The sequence below is a fragment of the Mycobacterium sp. genome (assembly GCF_032159765.1).
Lineage (GTDB): Bacteria > Actinomycetota > Actinomycetes > Mycobacteriales > Mycobacteriaceae > Mycobacterium.
Genome location: NZ_JAVHWM010000136.1, coordinates 16,992 through 39,801, shown reverse-complemented (window position 1 = coordinate 39,801; position 22,810 = coordinate 16,992). Strand labels below are relative to the sequence as shown.

20 protein-coding genes are annotated in these 22,810 nt (G+C 64.5%); 12 read left to right on the top strand and 8 right to left on the bottom strand.

Going from position 1 to position 22,810, the window contains the following annotated elements:
- Positions 1-5: 5 nt before the first annotated feature.
- The 7 genes from QOH60_RS15965 (at position 6) to QOH60_RS15935 (ending at position 7,955) form a co-directional block, all read left to right on the top strand.
- Positions 6-1,013 (top strand): dihydrodipicolinate synthase family protein, encoded by a 1,008-nt coding sequence (locus QOH60_RS15965; protein ID WP_526422036.1) that lies wholly within the window; start codon positions 6-8, stop codon positions 1,011-1,013.
- Between the two features lie 103 nt (positions 1,014-1,116).
- Positions 1,117-1,956: an enoyl-CoA hydratase gene (locus tag QOH60_RS15960; protein WP_526422034.1), complete on the top strand. Its 840-nt coding sequence runs from the start codon at positions 1,117-1,119 to the stop codon at positions 1,954-1,956.
- A gap of 13 nt (positions 1,957-1,969) precedes the next feature.
- Positions 1,970-3,178, top strand: coding sequence for an amidohydrolase family protein (locus QOH60_RS15955; protein WP_526422032.1), 1,209 nt, complete (start codon positions 1,970-1,972; stop codon positions 3,176-3,178).
- 85 nt (positions 3,179-3,263) lie between these two features.
- Positions 3,264-4,877 carry an AMP-binding protein gene (locus tag QOH60_RS15950; RefSeq protein WP_526422030.1) on the top strand — a complete coding sequence of 538 codons (1,614 nt, stop codon included), beginning with the start codon at positions 3,264-3,266 and terminating at the stop codon, positions 4,875-4,877.
- Positions 4,874-5,707 (top strand): amidohydrolase family protein, encoded by an 834-nt coding sequence (locus QOH60_RS15945; protein ID WP_526422028.1) that lies wholly within the window; start codon positions 4,874-4,876, stop codon positions 5,705-5,707. Before QOH60_RS15950 ends, QOH60_RS15945 begins: the two co-directional genes overlap by 4 nt.
- A 1-nt stretch (position 5,708) precedes the next feature.
- Positions 5,709-6,755: an acyl-CoA dehydrogenase family protein gene (locus QOH60_RS15940; RefSeq protein ID WP_526422026.1), complete on the top strand. Its 1,047-nt coding sequence runs from the start codon at positions 5,709-5,711 to the stop codon at positions 6,753-6,755.
- Between the two features lie 3 nt (positions 6,756-6,758).
- On the top strand, positions 6,759-7,955 hold the full coding sequence (locus QOH60_RS15935) for an acyl-CoA dehydrogenase family protein (protein WP_526422024.1): 1,197 nt from the start codon (positions 6,759-6,761) through the stop codon (positions 7,953-7,955).
- Between the two features lie 16 nt (positions 7,956-7,971).
- On the opposite strand, the gene QOH60_RS15930 is transcribed toward QOH60_RS15935, so the two are convergent.
- The 8 genes from QOH60_RS15930 to QOH60_RS15895 form a co-directional block, all read right to left on the bottom strand.
- Complete coding sequence (locus QOH60_RS15930; RefSeq protein ID WP_526422022.1) at positions 7,972-9,051, bottom strand: Rieske 2Fe-2S domain-containing protein; 1,080 nt, start codon at positions 9,049-9,051, stop codon at positions 7,972-7,974.
- On the bottom strand, positions 9,048-10,043 hold the full coding sequence (locus QOH60_RS15925) for a PDR/VanB family oxidoreductase (RefSeq protein ID WP_526422019.1): 996 nt from the start codon (positions 10,041-10,043) through the stop codon (positions 9,048-9,050). The genes QOH60_RS15930 and QOH60_RS15925 overlap by 4 nt, the downstream gene beginning before the upstream one ends.
- A 75-nt stretch (positions 10,044-10,118) precedes the next feature.
- Positions 10,119-11,594 (bottom strand): aldehyde dehydrogenase, encoded by a 1,476-nt coding sequence (locus QOH60_RS15920; RefSeq protein ID WP_526422017.1) that lies wholly within the window; start codon positions 11,592-11,594, stop codon positions 10,119-10,121.
- A 15-nt stretch (positions 11,595-11,609) separates the two neighbouring features.
- Positions 11,610-12,941, bottom strand: coding sequence for a cytochrome P450 (locus QOH60_RS15915; protein ID WP_526422015.1), 1,332 nt, complete (start codon positions 12,939-12,941; stop codon positions 11,610-11,612).
- A 182-nt stretch (positions 12,942-13,123) separates the two neighbouring features.
- Positions 13,124-13,450, bottom strand: a complete 327-nt coding sequence (locus tag QOH60_RS15910; protein WP_526422013.1) for a hypothetical protein — start codon at positions 13,448-13,450, stop codon at positions 13,124-13,126.
- Positions 13,451-13,503: 53 nt separating this feature from the next.
- A complete protein-coding gene (locus QOH60_RS15905; RefSeq protein ID WP_526422011.1) occupies positions 13,504-14,919 on the bottom strand; it encodes a wax ester/triacylglycerol synthase domain-containing protein in 1,416 nt (471 codons plus the stop codon).
- Positions 14,912-15,877: an alpha/beta fold hydrolase gene (locus QOH60_RS15900; protein ID WP_526422009.1), complete on the bottom strand. Its 966-nt coding sequence runs from the start codon at positions 15,875-15,877 to the stop codon at positions 14,912-14,914. The genes QOH60_RS15905 and QOH60_RS15900 overlap by 8 nt, the downstream gene beginning before the upstream one ends.
- A 21-nt stretch (positions 15,878-15,898) precedes the next feature.
- A complete protein-coding gene (locus tag QOH60_RS15895; RefSeq protein WP_526422007.1) occupies positions 15,899-16,999 on the bottom strand; it encodes an NAD(P)-dependent alcohol dehydrogenase in 1,101 nt (366 codons plus the stop codon).
- Between the two features lie 377 nt (positions 17,000-17,376).
- Here QOH60_RS15895 and QOH60_RS15890 point away from each other — a divergent pair, with 377 nt between their 5' ends.
- From QOH60_RS15890 to QOH60_RS15870, 5 genes are all read left to right on the top strand, one after another.
- Positions 17,377-18,900 (top strand): HAD-IB family hydrolase, encoded by a 1,524-nt coding sequence (locus QOH60_RS15890; RefSeq protein WP_526422005.1) that lies wholly within the window; start codon positions 17,377-17,379, stop codon positions 18,898-18,900.
- A complete protein-coding gene (locus QOH60_RS15885; protein ID WP_526422003.1) occupies positions 18,897-20,759 on the top strand; it encodes a 1-acyl-sn-glycerol-3-phosphate acyltransferase in 1,863 nt (620 codons plus the stop codon). The genes QOH60_RS15890 and QOH60_RS15885 overlap by 4 nt, the downstream gene beginning before the upstream one ends.
- 61 nt (positions 20,760-20,820) lie before the next feature.
- The gene (locus QOH60_RS15880) at positions 20,821-21,615 is read left to right on the top strand and encodes an enoyl-CoA hydratase-related protein (RefSeq protein WP_526422001.1); all 795 of its coding nucleotides are present in this window, start codon (positions 20,821-20,823) and stop codon (positions 21,613-21,615) included.
- Between the two features lie 255 nt (positions 21,616-21,870).
- A complete protein-coding gene (locus QOH60_RS15875; RefSeq protein ID WP_526422084.1) occupies positions 21,871-22,329 on the top strand; it encodes a MaoC family dehydratase in 459 nt (152 codons plus the stop codon).
- Between the two features lie 78 nt (positions 22,330-22,407).
- A complete protein-coding gene (locus tag QOH60_RS15870; protein ID WP_526421999.1) occupies positions 22,408-22,713 on the top strand; it encodes a hypothetical protein in 306 nt (101 codons plus the stop codon).
- Positions 22,714-22,810 lie beyond the last annotated feature (97 nt).

The following is a 22,810-nucleotide window of genomic DNA, read 5'->3' as shown; positions in this document are numbered from 1 at the left end:
GATCAATGGCAACGGCACGTGACGCACGAGCATGGGCCCACACCACATTGCGGGGAATCGGGAACTCGCTGTACACGCCGTTCTCCGGCGCTGACGGCGACGAGATCGACTGGGACGCATACCGAACACTGGTTCGCTACTGCGTCGGCGACCTCGCCCACCCGATGCTCTGGGTGACGAGCGGGGTCGCCGAGTTCTGGTCGCTGACGATCCCGGAGCGAAAACGCTTGCTGGAGATCGCAATCGAGGAGAGTCGGGCAATCAACCCCGACGTCGTCGTCCAGTCGTGCACGGCCGCGCTGTCGGCGAAGGACTGCCTGGAATTGACCCAGCACGCGCAGGATTCTGGTGCCGACATCGTCTACATCCAGACACCGATGATGGAGCTGCACGGCGGCGAAGGTGCGCTGAACTTCTTCCGCTACATCGCCGATCGCACAGACATCCCGCTGGGGATGTTCAACTCGCCGTCGTCGGGTTACGTCCTGAACGCCGCCGAGAGCGCACGCATCGTCGACGAGATTCCGGCCGTCTGCGCGACGAAGGAGGGCGCCTTCCGGCCGGGCAACAGCAGAGTGCTTCACAACCTCGCGCCCGAACTCGTGATCTGGGAGTGCGATACGACGGTCTACCGCGCGGGCTGGCTGCGCGAGGGCGTCGTCGGGCCAGGGCAACTGGGGACGACCGGCTACCTGCACGAGACGCCGCAGCGGCGCGTCTTCACGGAGTACTGGGAACTGATCTGGAACGACAAGTTGGTCGAGGCGATGGACTACGCCGCCGCGACGGGACTCGACCAACTGACGGTCGACATCGCGGGGTGGTTCACGCGCTATCCGGGTCGCCCGGACTACTTCACACACTGGGGCGGCGCGTTCAAGTACGCGGCCTCGATCCTCGGTTTGCCGATCGGCGACTATCCGGAGTCCCGGCCGCCGCAGGCCACCCTGCCGGACGAGGCAAAGACGCAGATCCGGGCGGCATATCAGCGGTTCGGGCTGATCGAAGCATGATTGCGGAAGGCACTACCGATAGGTGTACAGTATGAGACTACAGCCAGTTCAGAGCCCTTTGTGAGGAGGCCGGCCAGGTGACTTCTGCGTACGCGAGGAGCACATGACCGTGGCGGACGCCGAGGCTGCCCTGCGAGAAGACGAGAAAGTCCTCTACGAGCTGCTCGACACCGGCGTCGTCGTGCTGACGTTGAACCGGCCCGAACGCATGAACGGGTGGGGCGGCGGCATGGCGGGCGCCTTCTGGTCGTGTCTCGACCGCGCCGAGGCCGATCCGAACGTGCGCGCGATCGTCCTCACGGGCGCGGGGCGCGCGTTCTGCGCCGGCGCGGACATGGGCGACTTGTCGACGATCAGCAACACCACGGTCGACAGCGCCGGCGGCACCGATGTGGACAAGCTTGTCGGCGAACGTCATCCGCATTTCGTGACCACACTTCGTAAACCGATCATCGCGGCGATCAACGGCGCGTGCGCAGGCATCGGGCTCACCCAGGCGCTGATGTGCGACGTCCGGTTCGCCGCGGCAGGCGCCAAATTCACCACGTCGTTCGCGCGCCGCGGCCTGATCGCCGAGTACGGCATCTCGTGGATACTTCCGCGCATCGTCGGTTGGAGCGCGGCGCTCGATCTGTTGTTGACGGGGCGCGTGTTTCTCGCGGAGGAGGCGGCAGAACTCGGGCTGGTGAAGGAGGTGCTGGCTGGAGAGGAGTTGATGCAGCGTGCGATCGCCTACGCGGAGGACATCGCCGCGAATTGCGCACCCAGTTCTCTGGCGGTGATCAAGCAGCAGGTGTACGCAGACACTATGCGGGATGTGTTCGAAGCGAGCGCGATCGCGGAGAAGCTGATGCACCAGTCGATGCAGCGCCCGGATTTCATCGAGGGCATCACGAGCTTCTTCGAGAAGCGGCCGCCGAACTTCCCGCCGCTTAGTGATTGAGAGGACGGACACCATGACGCTCGACTACAAAGCGATCGATGTCGACAACCACTACTACGAGCCGCTCGACTCCTTCACTCGATATCTGCCAAAGGAGTTCAAGCGCCGCGGTGTGCAGATGCTCGTGGATGGCAAGCGGACGTTCGCGGTGATGGGAGGCGTGGTCAACCAATTCATCCCGAACCCGACCTTCGACCCGATCATCGAACCTGGCTGCCTCGATCTGCTGTTCCGCGGCACGATCCCCGAGGGCGTCGACCCGGCGTCACTGATGAAGGTCGACCGCATGGCGAACCATCCCGAGTATCAGAACCGTGATGCGCGGGTGGCGGTGATGGACCGCCAGAACCTCGAGACGGTGTTCATGCTGCCGACTTTCGCGTGCGGCGTCGAGGAGGCGCTCAAACACGATATTGAGGCGACGATGGCCTCGGTGCACGCGTTCAACCTCTGGCTCGACGACGACTGGGGCTTCGACCGTCCGGACCACCGCATCGTGGCGGCACCGATCGTCTCGCTGGCCGATCCCGAAAAGGCCGTCGAGGAAGTCGATTTCGTGCTGGGCCGCGGCGCCCGGATGGTGCTGGTGCGCCCGGCGCCCGTGCCGGGTCTGGTCAAACCGCGTTCTCTGGGCGATCCCGTGCATGATCCGGTGTGGGCACGGCTGGCCGAGGCCGGTGTCCCGGTGGGCTTCCACCTGTCCGACAGCGGTTATCTGGCGATCGCGGCGTTGTGGGGCGGCCAGGCGACGTTCGAAGGATTCGGCAAGAAGGACCCACTGGATCAGCTGCTGCTCGACGACCGCGCGATCCACGACACGATGGCCTCGATGATCGTGCACCAGGTGTTCACGCGTCATCCCAAGCTGAAGGCCGCCAGCATCGAGAACGGCTCCTACTTCGTCTACCGCCTGATCAAGCGCTTGAAGAAGGCCGCCAACAGCGCGCCGTATCACTTCAAGGAAGACCCCGTCGAGCAGCTGCGCAACAACGTCTGGATCGCGCCCTATTACGAGGACGATGTGAAGCTGCTCGCCGAGACCATCGGCGTGGACAAGATCATGTTCGGGTCGGACTGGCCGCATGGCGAGGGGCTTGCTGATCCGATGTCCTTCACCGCCGACATCCCGCAATTCCCTGAATTCAGCGCTGAGGACACGCGAAAGGTCATGCGCGACAATGCGTTAGACCTGCTCGGTGTCAAAGCGGGACTAGCGGCGTAGGCGACCTTCTTATGCCGAGCAGACACAAACTCGCACGCTTGGGACCCTTTTTGTGCGATTCCGCGTCTGCTCGCGGGGGTGAGGCGTGAGCGAATGGACGCTGGGCGCGGTGCTCGACGCGATCGCGGACGCTGTTCCCGACCGTGTGATGACGGCATGCGGAGACCGCGAGAGCACCTATGCGGAATCGGCGGAGCGCACTCGCAGACTCGGAAACTTCCTCGCGGCCAGTGGCTTCGGTGCTCAGCGCGAGCGCTCCGAGTTGCGCCCATGGGAGTGCGGGCAGGACCGGGTCGCGCTGATCATGCATAACGACCTGTATCCGGACATGGTCATCGGCTGCCTGAAGGGGCGCGTCGTGCCGGTGAACATCAACCACTACTACACGCCCCGCGAGGTCGGCGAACTCCTTGACTACGTCAAGCCGCGAGGAGTCATCTATCACCGCTCGCTCGGTGCGAAATTCGCCGACGTGCTCGGTGATGTCGAGTTGCGGGTGTCGGTCGACGACGCGACTGACGCTGCCGACCTCCCGGGAGCTGTCACACTGGAAGACGCTCTTGCACAAGGAAATACCGATCACGACGCGACGCCCTCGCCCGACGATCTGATCATGATCTGCACTGGTGGTACCACGGGCCGTCCCAAGGGTGTGCTCTGGCGGCAAGCCGACATGTACGTGTTGTCGATGAACGGCGTCGACCACGACTCCGTCGACGAGATCAAACAGAAGGTGCAGCACGCCGGCCAGCCCTGGTACGCGGTATCGCCGCTGATGCACGCCGCCGGCATGTGGACGGCGTTCGCCGCGACGATGAACGGCCAGACGGCGATCCTCTACGACAGCAGGACCAAGTACGACCCCGTCACCGTCCTGAAGACCGTCGAGCGGGAGAAGGTTGGCATGATGACGATGGTCGGCGACGCCTACGCCGGTCCGCTCGTCGACGAACTCCGCCGCGGCGCCTACGATCTGTCCTCTCTGTACGCGATCGGGACGGGCGGTGCGGCCACCAACCCGAAGTACCAGCACGCGCTGCTGGAGGCCATGCCACAGATCACGTTGATCAACGGCTACGGCTCGTCGGAGACAGGGAACATGGCGTTCGCGCACAGCAAGCGCGGCAGCGCGAACGACACCTTCCTCTTCCGGGAGGGTGGCCTGGTGCTGTCCGACGACTACAGCCGGTTCCTGCAACCCGGTGAGGACGAGATCGGCTGGGTGGCCCGGATAGGCCGAATTCCGTTGGGCTACTTCGATGATGAACCTGCCACGCGCAAAACGTTCCCGGAGGTCGAAGGGCAGCGCGTGGTGATCTCCGGTGACCGGGCGTCCGTAGAGCCCGACGGCATGCTGCGGCTGTTCGGCCGCGACTCGCTGGTGGTCAACACCGGCGGGGAGAAGGTGTTCGTCGAGGAGGTCGAGGAAGTGCTGCGTGCCCATCCCGGTATTGCCGACGCTCTCGTCGTAGGTGCACCGAGTGACCGCTGGGGCGAGGAACTGGTCGCGCTTGTGGCATTGCACGACGACGTGTTGATCGACGACGAGACGCTGCACACACATTGCACCACCCACCTCGCTCGGTTCAAGGCGCCGAAGCGATACGTCGTCGTCGAGCAGGTCCGGCGACTCGGCAACGGCAAGGCGGACTACCGCTGGGCGAAGAGTATTGCCGCACAACAGGAGACACCCGCGTGACGCAGCGAGTTATCGATTGTCTGGTGAACGTGCACTTCGGCGAGACCGAGGTACAACCCTCGTGGATGCTCAAGGTGCGCGACGACTATTTCAAAGGGCCGCAGTCGATGTTCGCCCCAGTCGAGATGTCCGAGCTGATCGACGAGATGGACGAGCAGGGCGTGCAGAAGGCGATCCTGATGGATAATCTCACCAAGCCGTCGGTCACCGCGCGCAAGTTCGTAGAGGCCAAGCCGGAGCGGTTCGCGCTCGCGATGGGTGGGGTCAATCTGCTGAAGCCGGTGCAGCCGCTGCGGGAGCTGACGGCAATTGTCAAGGAGTTGCCGGTCGCCTATACCTGCGTCGGCCCGAGCTTCTGGGGCGACGGTCAGTACCCGGCGACCGACGCCGTCTACTACCCGCTGTACGCGAAGTGCGCGGAACTCCAACTGCCGCTGTGCATGAACACCGGAATCCCCGGACCACCCATTCCGGGCGAGGTGCAGAACCCGATTTACCTCGACCGGGTGTGTGTGCGGTTCCCCGAGCTCAAGCTGTGCATGATTCACGGGGCGGATCCGTGGTGGGACATAGCTATTCGCTTGATGATCAAGTACGAGAACCTGCATTTGATGACCTCAGCGTGGTCGCCGAAGCGGTTGCCGGAAAGCCTGCTGCACTCCATGCGTACCCGCGGCCCGAACAAGGTGATGTTCGCGTCGGACTGGCCGGTGCTGCGTCAGCGCCGCGTGGTCCCCGAGGCGTTGGCGCTCGACCTGCCCGACGACGTCCGGGATAACTACCTGTACAACAATGCACAGCGATTCTTCTTCGAAGGCCGAAAGGACTGAGATGGACCGTTACGAACTCCGGCGGATCGACTACAGCCTGTCCGACGACCACCAGGCTGTTCAGTCGGCCTACCGGGACTTCTTCAAGACCTCCTGTCCGATCGAAACAGTCCGTGCGGCGGAGGAATCCGGCTTCGACAAGAGCCTCTGGGAGCGGTTGTGCGCGATGGGCGCCACGACGATGGCGCTGCCCGAGTCCGTCGGCGGCGACGGCGCGACACTGGTCGACCTCACGCTGGTCGCCGAGGAGGCCGGTCGCTCGCTTGCGCCGGTGCCCTGGATCGACCATGTCTGTGCGGCACGCCTTCTGGGACGCTTGGGTGCGTTGAGCGACCTGCCCGACGTGGTCACCGGCAAACAGATTGCGACGCTGGATCCTGCGCAGGACAACGTGACCGGCACCAGGTTGATCGGCACCGGGTCGATCGCCGACCACATCATCATCCGCGACGGCGACGACGTCGTCAGGTTGACCTTCGACACCCGCCCTACCCGAGTCGACAACATCGGCAGGTTGCCGATGGCGTGGGTGGACCCGGCGTCCGCTGCCAGCCGCACCGTGGTCGCCAGCGGCACCGACGCGCTAGCCGAATACCAACGGGCGCTTGACGAGTGGCGGGTGCTGAGCGCTGCCGCACTGGTGGGCCTCATCGACGAGGCGTTGCAGATTGCCGCTGAGTTCTCGAAGACGCGCTACACGCTGGGCGTACCGATCTCCACCCTGCAGGGCATCTCTCACCCGCTGGCGAACATCGCGATCACTGTGCAGGGCGGCCGCAACCTGTCGCGCCGCGCGGCGTGGTTCCTCGACAACGAGCCCGACGAGCGGCCCGAATTGCCGGCATGCGCGTTCGTGTTCATGGCCGAGGAAGCGTCAAAGGCTGCGACGATGGCGGTGCACGTCCAAGGCGGACTTGGGGTTTCGGCAGAGGCCGCAGCGACGGCGTACCTGGTGCGCGCGCGAGGCTGGCCGTTGGCAGGCGGTGATCCAGGGGCCAGCGCCAAGTACATCGCCGAGCTTGTGGCGGCACGTGAGAGCCGGAGCTGACCAGTGGATTTTTCACGAGTCGAACTGTCGGACGAGGATCAGGCGTTTCTCGACGACGCCCGAGCCTTCCTGCGCGAACACGTGACGGAAGACGTCATCCGGCGCGACCGCGAGACCGGCGACAACTTCGATGAAGGTGTTCACCTCGCCCTCGGCGCGGCGGGTTACCTTGCGGGTGAGTGGAAGCCCTCGTCCGATGGTGGGTTCAGCCGTGTCCGCCAGCGCATCTGGGTGCAGGAGAAGCGACGCGCACATGTCCCGTGGGTGACGTGGGGCACCAGCGCGATGATCGCGCATTCCGTTCAGAAGTTCGGATCGTCCGAGCTTGTCGACGAAGTGATGCCCGGGTTTTTCAGCGGGCATGTCCGGATGTGCCTGGGCTATACGGAACCCGAAGGCGGCTCGGACGTCGCGACCTGCAAAACGCGGGCGGTGCGCGATGGCGACGAATGGGTGATCAACGGGTCGAAGATGTTCACCACCGGCGCGCACAACTGCCAGTACGTCTATCTCATCACCAACACCGACCCCGAAGCGCCAAAGCACAAGAGCCTGACCATGTTTCTGGTTCCGCTGGACACCCCGGGTATCGAGATCCAAGGCATCCGCACTGTCGACGGCGACAGGACGAACATCGTCTACTACACCGACGTCCGGGTCGCCGACAAGTACCGGCTCGGCGAGGTCAACGGCGGCTGGGCAGTGGTTCGTGAGCCGCTCAACGTCGAGCACGGTGCGGTCGCGGCCGCCCCGGACGGACTGCAGGATGTGTCGATCATGGCGCATCAGGCCGGGTTCATGGCCGATGCCCTGGACAAGGCCGCGGCAAAGGTCGCGCAGAAAGGCCCCAATGGGCGGCGGTTGATCGATGACGGATCGGTGGCATATCGGTTGGGCCGCAGCGCCGCCCGGATGGAAGCGGCGCTAAGCGCACCGAGCATTTTCGGCCGCGTCGCGCTCGCGCAGACGATGCGGGACGTCGCGCCGGAGTTGATGGACATCCTCGGCGCGGCTTCGTCGTTGCCGGCCGGTACCGACGGTGCGGCCGACGACGGTGGATCCGAATACGTCTACCGCTTCGCTCCGCTGGTCGGCATTTACGGCGGCACACTGGAGGTGTTCCGAAACATGATCGCGCAATACACGCTCGGCCTCGGCAAGCCGAACTACTCACCGCCGGCAGCGAACAAGGCGTCCTGAGGACGGCGCGTTAACCTCAAACTGCCTCAACAGGGCTGAGCGCGTCACCCCTGCTGGTGGGCGCCAGACCGGGACGTATTGCCGAGCGGCCCGCTTCCTTGGCCAGCATCACGCCGACAATCCGTCGAGCGCGCAAGGCGGCCGCGTCCGCCTGAAATTCCACTCCGCCGCGCCACCCGTCGTAGCCAGAGTGCTTGGACGCCATCTCGAGAATGGAGACGTCACGTTGCGCAACCCCAGATAGGAATGACCTCAGACCCGAAGTCACGACGTCACTGTCCAGTGCGTAGTTACGCGACCCTTGCATGAAAACGTGAGTCGATGTTTCCGTCTCGGGCGTGATGCCATGGCTCCGAGTGGTGGTGTACACCTTGCCATCCGGAGCTTCGATTGCCCAATACTGGCGGTGCATCGCCGGCGAGGCGAACGTGCCGCTCTCGCGACGCTTGTACGTGACGCTACGGTCGAGTCCGGTGGCGTCGGCCTCCCAGTCAGTGAGCCGGGCGTCCGGCAGAAGCCGCGTGTAGGACACGGTGGTTTCGGTGACTTCGACATCGTTGAAGGCAGGCATACTGGCGATTTCCTCAGGCACATCGCGCCTGTGGAGGATGGGAGCGTAGCTGAAGTCCAGATAGTGCTCGTGGACCATCATGTAGTTGGCGCTTACTTGCCAGGCATTCCCGAATGTCGACCACGCCGGGTCATTGATCCACGGCATCCGGGGCCGTTGGACGCCAGCCGCAGCGGCTGGCTGTCCCGGCCAGATCCAGATGAACGGTGGTTCCTCGAGGACGGGGAACACCGGCACCCTCATACCTGTGGGGACTTGGGGTTGAGACGGAATGTGCACGCACTTGCCGTTGATGTCGTAGGTGCATCCGTGGTAACCGCAAACCAATTGATCTCCGTCGACAGTGCTGTGCGACAGCGGGAATGCCCGGTGCGCGCAACGGTTTTGGAATGCGTTTACCTGTCCGCTTGCACCGCGCCATAGCACGACGTCCTTGCCGAGCAGGCGTCGACCGAGTGGCGATTCGGCGATCTCGTCGCAGGTGGCTGCGACGTACCAGCACTTCTTCGGGAAGTTGGCTTTCACAGGTCCAGCACCAGCCTTTCGGTGCGCGAGCGCGACACGCAGACCAACATTACTTCGCCGGCGTCTTTTTCAGCCTGGCTGAGCACCGAATCACGGTGATCCGGGATTCCCTCCAACACCCTCGCTTCGCAGGTGCCGCAGACGCCCTCATAGCAGCTGGCCATGATCGGAACATCGGCTTCCTCAAGGACTTCCAGGATCGACGTGTCCGACGATATTTCCAACGCAACCCCGGTGCGGTGGCATACGACCTCGAAACTCTCCAGTGCTTCAGCGGCTTCCTCGGCCGTTGGTGCCTTCGCCGCGAACCGTTCGATGTGCAGCGTCCCTGCCGGCCAATCGGCACATTGGCTCTCGACCGCCGTGAGCAATCCCTCGGGCCCACAGCAGTACACCAACGTGTCGGCCTCGGGGTCCTTCAGAAGCGCTGCCAGGTCGAGAAAGCCCCGTTCGTCCTGCGGCCATACGGTGACGCGCTCGGGGTAGCATTCGGCCAGTTCGTCGGCGAACGCCATCGACGCCCTGGTCCGTCCGCCATAGAGAAGCGTCCATTCGTTGCCCGCCCGCTGTACCTCGTCGAGCATCGCAAAGATCGGGGTAATGCCGATACCGCCCGCGATGAACCGGTAGCGCGGCGCGTCGACGAGTGGAAAGTGGTTTCGGGGGCCGCGCACTCGTAGGGTGACTCCCTCTTCCAGCTTGTCGTGGACGTACTGCGAACCACCTCGACTATTGGGATCGCGCAAGACCCCAACGCGCCACACACTCGAATCACCGGAATCACCGCACAGCGAGTATTGGCGCGTGAGGCCATCGCTGAGAAGCATGTCGATATGAGCTCCCGGTTCCCAGCGGGGCAGCTCTTCGCCATATGGATGAGCAAGGTCCAGCACCACCACACCCTCTGCCGGTGTGTGCCGGCGCCGCACAATCAGTTCAGTCGTGAACTCGTGAACGTTGGCGCTGGCTTTCGTGGCGGCGGGCGTAGACATTGGTTACTTGCTCCGATCCGTCGGATAACACGAAATCAGTTGGATGCCAGTGGCTTTGACATCAATCCAGCCGTGCTACAGCGGCGTCTCCGGTAGTGGACCGTCTGCAGGGGGCGGCAGGTAGATGGTCTTGTAGACCTGGAACGCGTGCAGCCCCTCCGGACCGAGTTCGCGCCCCATGCCGCTTTGCTTGATGCCGCCGAACGGGGCGACGGGATCGTTGACGTAGTGATTGACGCCAACAGTGCCCGAGCGGACGCGGCGGGCGACGTTGGTGGCTCGCTCTGGATCCGATGACCACACGCTGCCGCCCAGGCCATAGACACTGTCGTTGGCGAGCGTGATCGCTTCCTGCACGTTGGAGTACGGAATCACCGAGAGGACTGGGCCGAAGATCTCTTCGCGTGCCACCGTCGCGTTGTTGTCCAAGTCGGCGAAGATGGTGGGTTCGAGGAACCAGCCTCGGTCGAATGGCCGCTTACCGCCGGTGGTCATTCGGGCGCCTTCACTCTTGCCCTTGGCGATGTAGCCTTCGACCCGCTCGCGCTGGCGCTTTGATACCAGCGGGCCGACCTTGGTCTGCGGATCGAGCGGATCGCCCACGGTCAGCGAGCGCGCCAAATCGGTAATGGTGTCGACGATCTCGTCGTATCGGCTGCGGGGAGCCAGCACCCGGGTGTTGAGCCAGCAGATTTGACCGTTGTTGAGCAGGGTGCACCCGAAGAAGGACTCGATCGAGGCAGCCAGATCGGCGTCGTCGAGGACGATCGCCGCGGACTTGCCGCCGAGTTCGAGGGTGACCGGCCGAAGCAGCCGCCCGCACGCTTCGGCGATCCAGCGGCCGGCGGCGGTGGAGCCGGTGAACGAGACCTTGTCGACGCCCGGATGTTCGACCAGGTAGGCACCCACTTCACGGCCGCCGGGAACCACGTTGAGCACACCGTCGGGTAGGCCGGCTGCGGCGGCGGCCTCGGCCATCAGGAACGCGTCGAGCACAGTCTCCTCGGCCGGTTTGAGGACGACGGAGCAGCCGGCGGCCAACGCGGGTGCGACCTTGAGGAACGAAATCCCTTGCGGGACATTCCAGGGCACGATCGCGCCGACGACACCGACGGGGTGCTTCGACACCAGCGATGTGCCGCCAAACATGCCGGCACGCGATTCCTCCACTGGTGCACTGGTCATCAGGTCGCTGTAGTAACGCACCAGCAGCGGCGGAAAAACGGCCTCGAATTGGTGGGCGAGCCAGATCGGCATCCCGTTCTGCATCGACACCCGTCGCGCCGTTTCGGCGCCGCGGGCTTCCAGTTCCACGGCGAACCGTTCGAGGGCGTCCGCGCGGTCCTTCGGTTCCCAGGTCGCCCATCCGTCGGCGGGGTCTAACGCTGTCCTGGCCGCAGCGACAGCGGCGTCGATATCGGCCTCGGTGCCCCGGGGCACCGAGCCGATCTGCTCCTCGGTCGCCGGCGAATGGACCTCGATGGTGTCGTGGCCGGCAGGCGCGGTCCACGTGCCGCCGATGTAGAGCTGGGGGTAATCAATCGTCGTCATTGGATATTCAGCCGTTCAGGAGACGGTAATTTTCGCGGGCAAGTGCTTCAGGCCGCCGACGAAATTCGTCTGCGTCACACTGCCGGGTCCAAGCACCTCGATCGACTCCAGGCGCGGCAGCAGCTCTTCGAACATCACCCTCAGTTCGAGCTTGGCGAGGTGTTGGCCGATGCAGGTGTGCGCTCCGAACCCGAACCCGAGGTGGGGGTTCGGGTTGCGGTCGATGTTGAACTCGTCAGGGTTGTCGAAGACCTCCTCGTCGCGGCAGCCGGACTGGAACAGCGGCATCACGCGGTCACCGGCTCTGATGGTCTGCCCGCGCATCGTGTAATCCTGCTCGGCGTGGCGCATGAAGTGCTTGACCGGTGCGATGTACCGCAGACCCTCCTGGATGAGGTGGGGCACCAGACGCGGGTCGGCTTTGACCCGGGCCAGCGCATCGGGGTTTTCAGCCAGCGCTTTGAGCGTGCCGGCCAGGGTTGCCGAGGTCGTGTCGTGACCGGCGGTAAAGATGGCCGTATACCACCCGTAGACGAAGGATTTGGGCCAGTACTCACCGTCTGGCAGCTTGGCGCAGGCGACCACCGTGGCGAGGTCGTCGCGGGGATTGGCGCGGCGGTCTTCGACGAGCGTGTCGAAGTAGGCGAAGAAGTCTTGGATGGTGTTCGAGAATTGCTGGGCCATTGCTTCTGGGGTCAGCGCTTCGACGTCCTCGCGCTGATGTTCCGGATCGGCGGTGCCGAAAAACTCCTGGGTGAGCGCCATCATCCGTGGCTCGTCCTCCGGTGGAACTCCCACCAGCGTCATCATCACGTGCAGCGGGAAGCCCAGGGCCCAGTCATCCAGCAGGTCGATCTCTCCACGTTGCGAGAGTTGCTTGAGGTGATCGATGGACTCCTTGGCCAGCTCGCGGATCTGGTCTTCCCATTTCTTGAGCTGTGGAGGCTTGAACCAGTTGAACGCCATGTTCTTCATAGCGGTGTGCTCGGGCGGGTCTACGTACGGCAGGGCATCGAGGATGCGCAGGCTGCCGCCGAGCAGACTCTTGGTGAACTCGTCGCCGGCGATGTTCTGGAGGATCGGGTTTTGCGAGCCGGGGTGCTCCGGGCCGCCGCCCGCGCTGAAGATCTCCGGCTGACCCTCGACCTCTTGGATGTCGGCGTGCTTGCTAACCAGCCAGATCGGCGGGTAGCCCTCCACGACGGCTTTCGCAAGCGGCATGTTGATGCGCATCCACTTGTAGGCGTCATGCAGCGCGGCGAGGTCGGAGTGACCCTCGGGGAGCACGATCTGCCGCGCTATGTCATCAGGAAGAACCGCTGGTTCGGTGTGCTGGGTGGTCGTCACGGATGTCCTCTTTCTCCATTGAGTCACCTACGTAGCGTGTCCACGAGAATTCGCGGGCAGTGCTGGTGAGTCAAGTCTCATCGCGGGAGGGTTCCTGGTGCGTCACCATGACGGGGGGTCATCCCTCCCGCGTTGGGGGTAATGGTCGTTGACGGCACGAAAAACTCGACGCGCCGCCTCGGTCATTCCGGGCAGCCGTCGTTTATCCAGCGCTCGATATCGCTGATCGACTCTGCCGGCACGGGATCGAGGTACGCCGGCATGCGGGGCGCCACGGAGCCTGCCGGGGGGTCGTCCAGGTCCGAGCCAAATGGTGCGTCACCCCTCAACGACAACACCAGATTTGAGTGCGCGCCGTCGCCCAGCGTCACAAGTTTCCTTCCGCCGACCTTCATTTCGACGAATCGGTCTCGCGTGACTCCTCGCCAGAACGGGCCGTGGGAAACCACGTCGGCGTCTGGCCCGCCGACCGACTTGTCAAGGATTTCGACGACGTCATCAAAGTTCATGATCTCGTTCCTCCCGCCCTCTGTGGTTGATCTCTTATGCGATTGGGCCGAACTCAGTCGGTGCCGGCAAGCGCGGTCACTTCCGCAAAACCTTTACGAAGGCAGGTCGAGAACGCCGGGGCATCGGCGATGGCGTCGGGGTCGAAGTTGACTGCGATACAACAGGTTCCGTCGTAGGTCAACATCGCCACCATGGCCGGGATGCCGGGTCGGGGACCCATGGGGTAGATACGCGTCACCCGCGCGCCCGCCAGATACATCTCACGGCCGATCGCCCCGAGGTTGGAGGCCTGCAGGTCGGACAGGCCGGTCATCTGTCCGGCGATGCGGCTGAGCACAATCTCCGGCAGGCGGCTCAGCACCGGTGCAAGGAGGTCGAGAAATCCCAGCGCCGGTTCCATGCGCGCGTCCGTGATGAATTCGTGGATGGCGGCGATGCGCGCCTTCGGATCCGGTTCACCGACCGGCGCGACGAACCGCGCACCGGCGAACTTGTTGGCGCCCATCGGGTCGGCGTCGGTGCGGAGGCTGACCGGTATCGCCACCGGTATGGAATCGACTGTGAGGGAGAGCTTTTCGTGGTAACGCCGGACCCCGCCGAGCACACCGGCCAGGAATGCGTCGTTGACCGAGCCGCCGGCGGCCTTTCCCGCGGCTTTCAGGTCTTTGAATGCCACATCGAAGGTGTCCAGCCGATAACCTGATCCGCTCCCGGTCAGCGCCGGGGAGTGAGGTGTATCCGGCGGCGTCATCACGCGCCGCAGTGACATCGCAAACCGAACGGCGTCGGTGGTCGTTCCGATCGGGTCGCCCGCAAAGCGGCCTGCGGCGGAGAGCGCTTCGCGCACCACGCCCGCGGGTGCGGTGACGGCCCGGGCGGCGAGCCGATTTACCAGCAGACCCTCGGGAGACTCTCGTCGTCGCGGCCCGGGCGGCGGCTTATCGTCGGCGGGTCCGGGTTCCCGACTGTGCCCGTGAGCCAGGTCCAGCAATTGCAGCAGGCCGATCCCGTCACTCAGACTGTGATGTGGTTTGAACAGGTAGGCGGCCTGGCCGCCGGCGACGCCGAGCACGAGCAGGGCCTCCCACGCGGGACGCTCGGGATCCAGCGGACGCGCAGCGAACTGGGCCGCCAGGGCGTGCAGCTCGGCCATCGATCCGTCACCCGGTAGCCGCACCCGTTGCAGGTGATACTCCAGGTCGAAGTGCGGGTCCGGAGACCATGCCGGCGGAACGATGGGGAGAGGTGGCTCGACAACGCGTTCCCGCAGCCGCGGGACCAGCTGGGTGAACCGGTCGTGGGCGGCCACCAAGCGATCCCAGTCTGGCTCGGTGTCGAGCAACTCGATCATTACCCCGGTCGAGCGGGTGCGGTGGTCGCCATCTGTGCGCCACATGAGCGCTTCCCACGCACTCAGGTCGGGCCCCCCACCCCATGAGGCGAGCGCGTCAGGGCCGGTGCTAGACATCGTGTTCGGCTCTCGCGGTCAACACCGCCGCGCCGTCCACGGCAGCGGTTACCTGAAGGATAAGTCTCGCTACGCCGGCCGGGTCGTCGGACATCGGGACGTGCCCGACGTCCTGAAGCCGGATCAGCTCGGACCCGGGCAGCCGTTCGTGCATCGCCGCACCGAAGCCGTCGAATGGCAGCACCCGGTCCCGCTCGCCCCACACCAACCGGACGGGGTAGTCGCGGGCGACAGCGAGGGGTTCCACTTGGCGAAGGGGAAGGTCCTGCAGCAGCGGCGCGACGACGGGCGCCTCAGCGCCGGCCCGGAGGTAGGTCGCCAGCGCCTCGGGTGGGACGCGGTTGGGGTGGGCGACCTGCGCGGCCAACAGAGACCACCGCAACAAAGAGTTGGCGGCGATGGCGTCGGCGCGGGACGCGTAACGGCCGATCGCGTTGAGCGAGAGTCGTATCCCGGTTGCCCGCAAATTTATGGCGCGCTGTGACCGCCATGCCCCTGCCGGGCTGAACAGCACCAGTGACTGGGCCCGGCCGCGGCGCGCGAGCTCGATTCCGATCCACCCGCCGAGGGAGTTACCCGCGATGTGCACTTTCTGCAGGCCCAGCCGGTCGAGCTCGTCCTCGATGTTGTCAGTCAAGGCCTGAATCGACGGCGCAATCTGCGCATCCAGTGCTGGCCCGCCGCCGTGGCCCGCCAGGGTCGGCACGATGACGTCGTGGTGCGGCTCGAGGTAGGGCAGAACTGGTGACCAGGCCCGCCAGATGGCGCCGACTCCGTGCAGGAGCAGCAGCGGCGTCCCCGTTCCGGCGCGGTGAAGCGGTGTCAGCTCCAGCGGGGCGATGACCGCGCGCGGCCCGCGGGAGTTGCGCCGCGCGAGCACAGCCACCGCGGCCACGGCGCTGCCGGCCAGGAGCGCCATGGCTACGGTGGTCGTCCAGCGGCGCGACTTATTAGCCATGGCATGTTGTCCGAATTCGGATCACGGCGTCAGCACCGCCTTGAGGATCTCGCCACGGTGCTGAGCCTCCACCGCCTCGTTGATCTGGTCCAGCGGCATGGTGGTGATCAGCTTGTCGAACGGGAACTTGCCCTGTCCATGCAGATCGAGCAGGTAGGGGATGAACGCCTTGGGATCGGCGTCGCCTTCGATGATTCCCCGGATGGTCAGGCCGAGGAGGGGCGGATTGAACAGTCCGACCGAAAAGGCGGCCTGCGGATCGGCAGGCACGCCGAGCAACCCCAGCATCCCCCGCATGCCAAGTGAGGCAAGAAGCTGTTCCACGACGGTGGTCACTGCGGTGGTGTCGACGGCGTAATCGGCGCCCTCTGGCGAGATTTCCCGGATCTGCTCGGAGAGCGGGCCGGCCTTCGGGTCGACGGCGTGGGTGGCCCCGAGTTCGGTCGCCAGCGACCGTCTGCTCTCGTGTAGATCGACAGCGATGATCGACGCGGCCTCGCGCACCACGGCGGCGAGCACCGCGGACAGGCCCACCGGTCCCGCGCCCGCGATGACCACCGTCGATCCGGGCTGGACGTCGAGTGAGTTCATCACCGCGCCGGCCCCGGTCTGGATGCCGCAGCCAAGCGGCCCCGCCAGCTCCACCGGGGTGCCTGGCGGTAGCTTGACCACGTTGCGTACGTGAGCCAGAGCGTATGTCGCCAACGATGACTGGCCGAAGAAGTTGGCCCCCAATTTGGTTCCGGAGGCGGCTAACCCGGAGGATCCGTCGCGGCGCACCCCGCCGAAGTTGTATTCGAGGAAACCGTGGCAGTACGCCGGTTCACCCTTCGCGCACTGCTTGCACTCAGCACAGCTGTTGAAACTGATCGCCACTTGATCGCCGACCGCGACCGTCGTCACGTCGGCCCCGACCTCTACCACGGTTCCGCTGCCCTCATGTCCGAGAACGCCGGGCAGCGGAAAAGGCAGGTGCCCTTGCTGGACAGCGATGTCGGTATGGCAGATCCCGGCTCCGGCGATCTGCACCACTACTTCGCCGGGTGCGGGGTCTTGAAGCTCGACCTCGGTGAGCTTGAAGGGCGCGCCCACCTCCTGCACCACCGCAGCTGTGATTTGCATCCGTTGGCTCCCCTATCTAATCGGCGGTGCGGCTTCCGGGACGACTGGGCAGACCGGAGACAATCCGGTGCCACGGTCGGCTCAGCTGTCTGCTCTTCGCGCACGCGGCTCATCGCCGCTGTCTGCGCTCCGGGTCGCTGACCGCTGTGTTGCGAGTGTGACCGACCCACTAGTGCCGCCGCGTCACCACATCGGGCGGTTCTCCCTCCCGCAGCAGAGGTATCTCTGTGCGGACCCTCTTGGCCCAGCCAGGTCGACTCTTCATAGTGGGATGGCCGGGGCCAAGGCGACTGCTCGTAAGCCACCGGTCCCGGCACCGCACGGGTGCGCGCCTAGTCCGGACCTGATGTGCGTGTCTGCCAGAGGCGGGGTATGAGATGAGCGGTGCGACATCATCACCGACGGTGATTGCCGTCGAAAACGTCATCGCCAACATCAAGTCCGGACCCAGCGGCCCAGAGATCGCGGCGTTCTTCGACTTTGACGGAACGATGATCCAGGGGTATTCGGCCAACGCGCTCATTGCGCACCGCGCACGCAACTTCGAATTGGGTCCCGACGAGTTTGTGCGCACAATGCGCGCGGCGCTCGGCGGCACGCTCGACGAAGGTGGGTTCAAAGATCTGATGCAGCAAGGAATCCGGGGCTGGGTCGGCCGTACCGATGACGAGCTGATGGAACTCGGGGAGCAACTGTTCGCGCAGGAAATCGCCGGTGCGCTCTTCCATGGGACGTGGCGGCTGGTGCGCGCCCATCAAAACCAAGGCCACACCGTTGTCATCGCGACATCCGCGACACGGATGCAGGTGGAGCCCATGGCCCGCGAATTGGGTATCGGCCATATTCTGTGCACAGAACTCGAGACCGAGCATGGTGTGCTCACCGGTGGCATAACGGGCCGCCCGCCGTGGGGGGAAGGCAAGCTGGCCGCGGTCCGTGATTTCGCCAAACGCGAACGAATCCCCCTGAAGACATGCCACGGGTACGCCAACGGCAATGAGGATGTGCCGTTCCTCAGCGGCGTCGGCTTCCCGCACCCAGTCAATCCGGGGGCGGACCTGGCCCGCCATGCCGGCGAGCACGGATGGCCAATCGTGCGGTTCCGGAGCAAGCGAAGCCAATTCCATCCGATGTCGCTGGTCCGGACGACGGGCTTGATCGGTGGTTTCGCCGCGGCGGTGGGGGCGGGCACGGTCGTCGGGGTGTTGACGAACGACAGACGGGGTGGGGTCGACCTGGCCACGTCCCTGTTCGGCCGCCTTGCAGGGCAACTCGGCAATATCAAGGTCGACGTGATTGGCGAGGAGCACACGGCGCACCGGCCCGCGGTGTTCTTCATCAATCATCAGAGCACACTGGTCGACGCGCTGGTGACCTCACGAGTCGTGCAACGGGGATTTACCGTGGTGGCCAAGGCCGAGGTGAAGCAAATACCCGTACTCGGGCAGCTGCTCAGCCTGGCCGACGTCGCCTTCGTGGACCGGTCAAGCACCTCGAAGGCCGTCTCGGCGTTGCAGCCCGCGGTGGACAGATTGCGGGCGGGCGTTTCGGTCGCAATCTCGCCCGAAGGCACCCGGTCGATGAGCCCGAAGGTCGGGGCGTTCAAGAAAGGCGGCTTTCACATGGCCCGCGACGCGGGGGTTCCGATCGTTCCGATTGTCATCCGCAATGCCGGCGAAATCATGTGGCGCAACGCACGGGTGGCCCAGGAAGGCACGCTCGAAGTCGTTGTTCACGAACCGGTTCCGACCGCGACCTGGACTAAGGCCGATCTCGATGAGTGGGTGCCGCGGATGCGCCAGCTCTACGTCGACACCCTCGACGATTGGCCGGGCGTCGACGCCGGGAAGAAGTGGTCTGCGGCAATTGCCGCGGGATCCGGTGCGGCGGAGCGGATATGACGATGCTGGCGGATCGCATCGCCCGTCTGCTGCGACCGAACGGGTCCTCCGATACGCTGTCGCGGCCGGGCGACCTCCCGGAGATCGCTGCGCTACTGAACTCAGACGAATTTCTCACCGCCACAGCACAATTAGCGTCGCAGTTGGATCGCGATGTGGCCGACGTGCGGGCCGAGGCCGCGGTCTACGTGCGCGAGATGGCGGCCTCGCACGTAGCCCCCGTGGTACGCGCGTGGCACGCGATGTCCGCGTGGATGGTCCGCGGTTTCCAGGTCGTCATCGACGACGACGACCTCGCCAAGCTGCGGGCACTCGACCGCGACCACGCCCTGATCTTCCTGATCTCGCACCGCTCCTACCTGGATCAGTTCTCGTTTCCGCCACGCCTTGCCCAGGGCGGAGTCGCGCCGACGTTCGGGCTGGCTGGTGCCAACCTCAACTTCTTTCCGTTGGGCACCCTGGCCCGGCGTAACGGATTCATCCCGGTGCGGCGCGCGACGGGGGACTTGCCCGCCTACCGGCTGGCCCTGCGCGCCGTCGTGGGCTGGATGGTGTCCAGCGGCTGCAACCTGGTGTGGTCGATCGAGGGTGGACGGACGCGCACCGGCAAACTGCGGCCACCGCGGTACGGGTTGCTGCGGTATGTAACCGACGCGGTCGAATCCGTCCGCTCGGAGCAGACCCTCGCCGTCCCGGTCTCGATCCTCTTCGACCAGTTGCCGCTGCACGAGGTCAAGCTGATGGTCGAGGAGTCGCGCGGACTTCCCAAGAGGCCGGAGAACGCTCGCTGGTTGTTCAGTTACGCACGTGGCCTGCGGCATCGCCTGGGACGCATCTACATCAACTTTGGGGCGCCAGTGCCGCTGTACGAGCGGCTGGCCGCGTTACGCGCCGAAGGCCTGAATGACCGGCAGGTGGTCGAGCGCGTCGCGCTGGACATCTGCCACCGTCTGAACCAGGCAACGCCGGTGTCTGCGACGGCCGCCGTGTGCGTCGCGATGCTCGGCGAGGACCGTTCGCTCACCCTTGACGAAGTGTCCGCCACCGTCGCGCCGCTGGCCCGTTACCTGCGCGCCCGCGGATGGGCCGTCGCCGGGGGTGCCGACCTCACCGACCGTGCCACTGTGTCGCAGACGCTGCACGACTTAGTCGGCTCCGGTGTGTTGACCTGCTACTCGGAGGGGCCGGAAACGGTGTGGGGGATCGGTGACGATCAGCACCTGATCGTTGCGGTCTACCGCAACAGCGCGATTCACGTCTTGGTGATGAGAGCGATCGCCGAATTGGCCTTGCTGGCGATCGTGGCCATTCCGGGAGCAACCAAGCGGACAGGGTGGGAGAAGGCGCTGGCGGTTCGCGAACTGCTGAAATTCGATTTCTTCTTCGCCGGCCGCGACGAGTTCGCGGACGAGTTGTGGCGTGAGTTCGCAATCATGACTGGACGTGACCATGACCCGAGCGCGCCGTTCGACACCGAAGAGGCCGCCCGGAGCGTGAATGAAAGCGACCTGTTGGTGGCTCATCTCGTGCTCAGACCCTTCGTCGACGCATACCGGGTGGTGGCGGAGGAACTGGTCAAGCTCGGGTCGGATCCCAGCGTCGACGAACGGGAACTGCTTACGAGGTGTCTTCGCCTCGGCCGGCAATGGTCGTTACAGCACCGCATCACCGAAGAGTCGGTGTCGGGTGAGATGTTCAGTACCGCGTTGAAGATGGCCCGGCACCGCGGTCTGCTTGACAGCGAGGGCCCAGCGGACGACATTGCCGATCGTCGAACAGCGCTCGTTACTGAGCTCGACGATCTACAGGCGTCGATCGGTGAGCTGGCCCGAATGCGCAAGGATTTCGTCCCGGTGTGACGCTTTGGTAATATGGTAAGACCATAATTGGCCATGACTTAGTTTCAACGGAGAGGCGAAGATGACCGAGTTCACCGACATCACCTACGAGGTCGACAACGGCCTGGCCTGGATCACGATCAATAGACCCGATCGGTACAACGCATTTCGGGCGCGTACTCTCGACGAGCTGATTCGGGCGTTCAAGTTGGCGTGGGGGAGCTCGGAGGTCGGCGTGATCTGCCTGACGGGGGCCGGCGAGAAGGCTTTTTGTACCGGCGGGGACCAGAAGCAACGGGCAGAGACCGGCGACTACGGACCTTCCGAAACCGGTCTGTTCGAAGTGGATTCACTACATCGAGTCATTCGTGACGTGCCCAAGCCGGTGATCGCCGCGGTCAACGGGTTTGCGATCGGCGGCGGTCATGTTCTGCACGTGCTGTGCGATCTGACGATCGCCGCCGACACTGCGGTGTTCGGGCAGAACGGTCCGCGAGTCGGATCGTTTGACGCCGGTTTCGGCACCGGCTACCTGGCGCGAATAGTGGGAGAGAAGCGCGCTCGCGAGATCTGGTTCTTGTGCCGTCGATACTCTGCGCAGCAGGCAGCCGAGTGGGGGCTGGTGAACAAAGTGGTACCGGCCGATCAACTCAAGTCAGAGGTCCGAGCGTGGGCGGACGAGATTCTGCAGCTCTCGCCGACGGCCTTGAGGATTCTGAAGCAGTCGTTCAATACCGACACCGAACAGTTTGCGTCAATGGGTCAGATGGCTTATTCCAGCCTGAGACTTTTCGGCGACACACCCGAGGCCAAGGAAGGCGTGAGCGCGTTCAACGAGAAGCGTGCGCCTGAATTCGCCGCGTACCGCGGCAACTGAGCGGGACGTCGACAGCGATGGTCCCCGCCAAACAGCCAGCGTTAGGGGCCGACGAGCGCGAAACTGCCCTGCGGCCCCTCCTCGTCTCGCTGATCGCTACGCTAGCCGGAATATCCTCTGGCGCAGTGGGTTTGGTGGTGGACAACATTGCGATGATCGTCACGGGATTGGTGCTCGCTGGGATGGGTTGGGTCCTGGTCAACCGAATAGCCAAGGCGACCAATCTTCCGTCCACCGGTACAAGAAAGGCGAATGGTGCGAGTCATTTCATCGATGGACGAGGCTGTTGAGGCCGTGGGGCAACTCCTCGGTGTCTCCGACTGGATCGCCATTGACCAGGGACTCATCAATGCGTTCGCCGACGCGACCGGCGATCACCAGTGGATCCACGTAGACGTGGATCGGGCCCGCACTGAAAGCCCCTATCGCACAACGATTGCGCACGGCTTCTTGACGCTGTCCCTCATTCCGGCGTTGAGCAAGGACATCTACCGCCTCGACAACGCGAAGATGGGCATCAACTACGGGCTCAACAAGGTTCGGTTTCTCGCGCCGGTTCCGGCGGGCACCCGCATCCGTCTCCGATCCGACCTTGTCGACGCCAAGGAGGTCAACGAGACGACGGTCGACCTGACCGTGCGGCAGACGGTAGAGCTTCACGGGTCGGAGAAACCGGCCGCGGTGGCCGAGGTTATCGCCAGGATGATCTTTTGAAAGTTAGTCCGCAAAGGCGCTGAACTGCGAAGTAGACTCGGCTTCTGGGCGGCACACGCGGCGAGGGAGGGGCGAACGATGTTGGTCATTGTCGCAATCCTGCTAATCGTGAGCATCATGGGATTAATCACCGCGGTGGTCGTTGGTACTCCCCCACCTGGCTATCCCAGACACGGCACTTTCGGTGTTGAAGGATTTGATAGCGGTTTCATCGCCTGGTCCTGCCTAGCCTTGTGCGCGGTAGGCCTGATCCTGCTGTTCATCGAGTCGAAGCGGCCGAAGTCTAAACCGGCCGAGCCTGGGGAACATCATCACACGGCAGGTGACGAGCTGTTCGGCGAGGCCGACGTTGAACGGGAGCTAGAACGAGAAGAGCACACGTGAACCAGGGCATGCGTCGATTGCGCATACCGTCCGAACAAGCGCTCCCGTCTGCGTAGTCATAGTCTCGACACCGCGCTGACCCCCTTGTTGGCGGCCG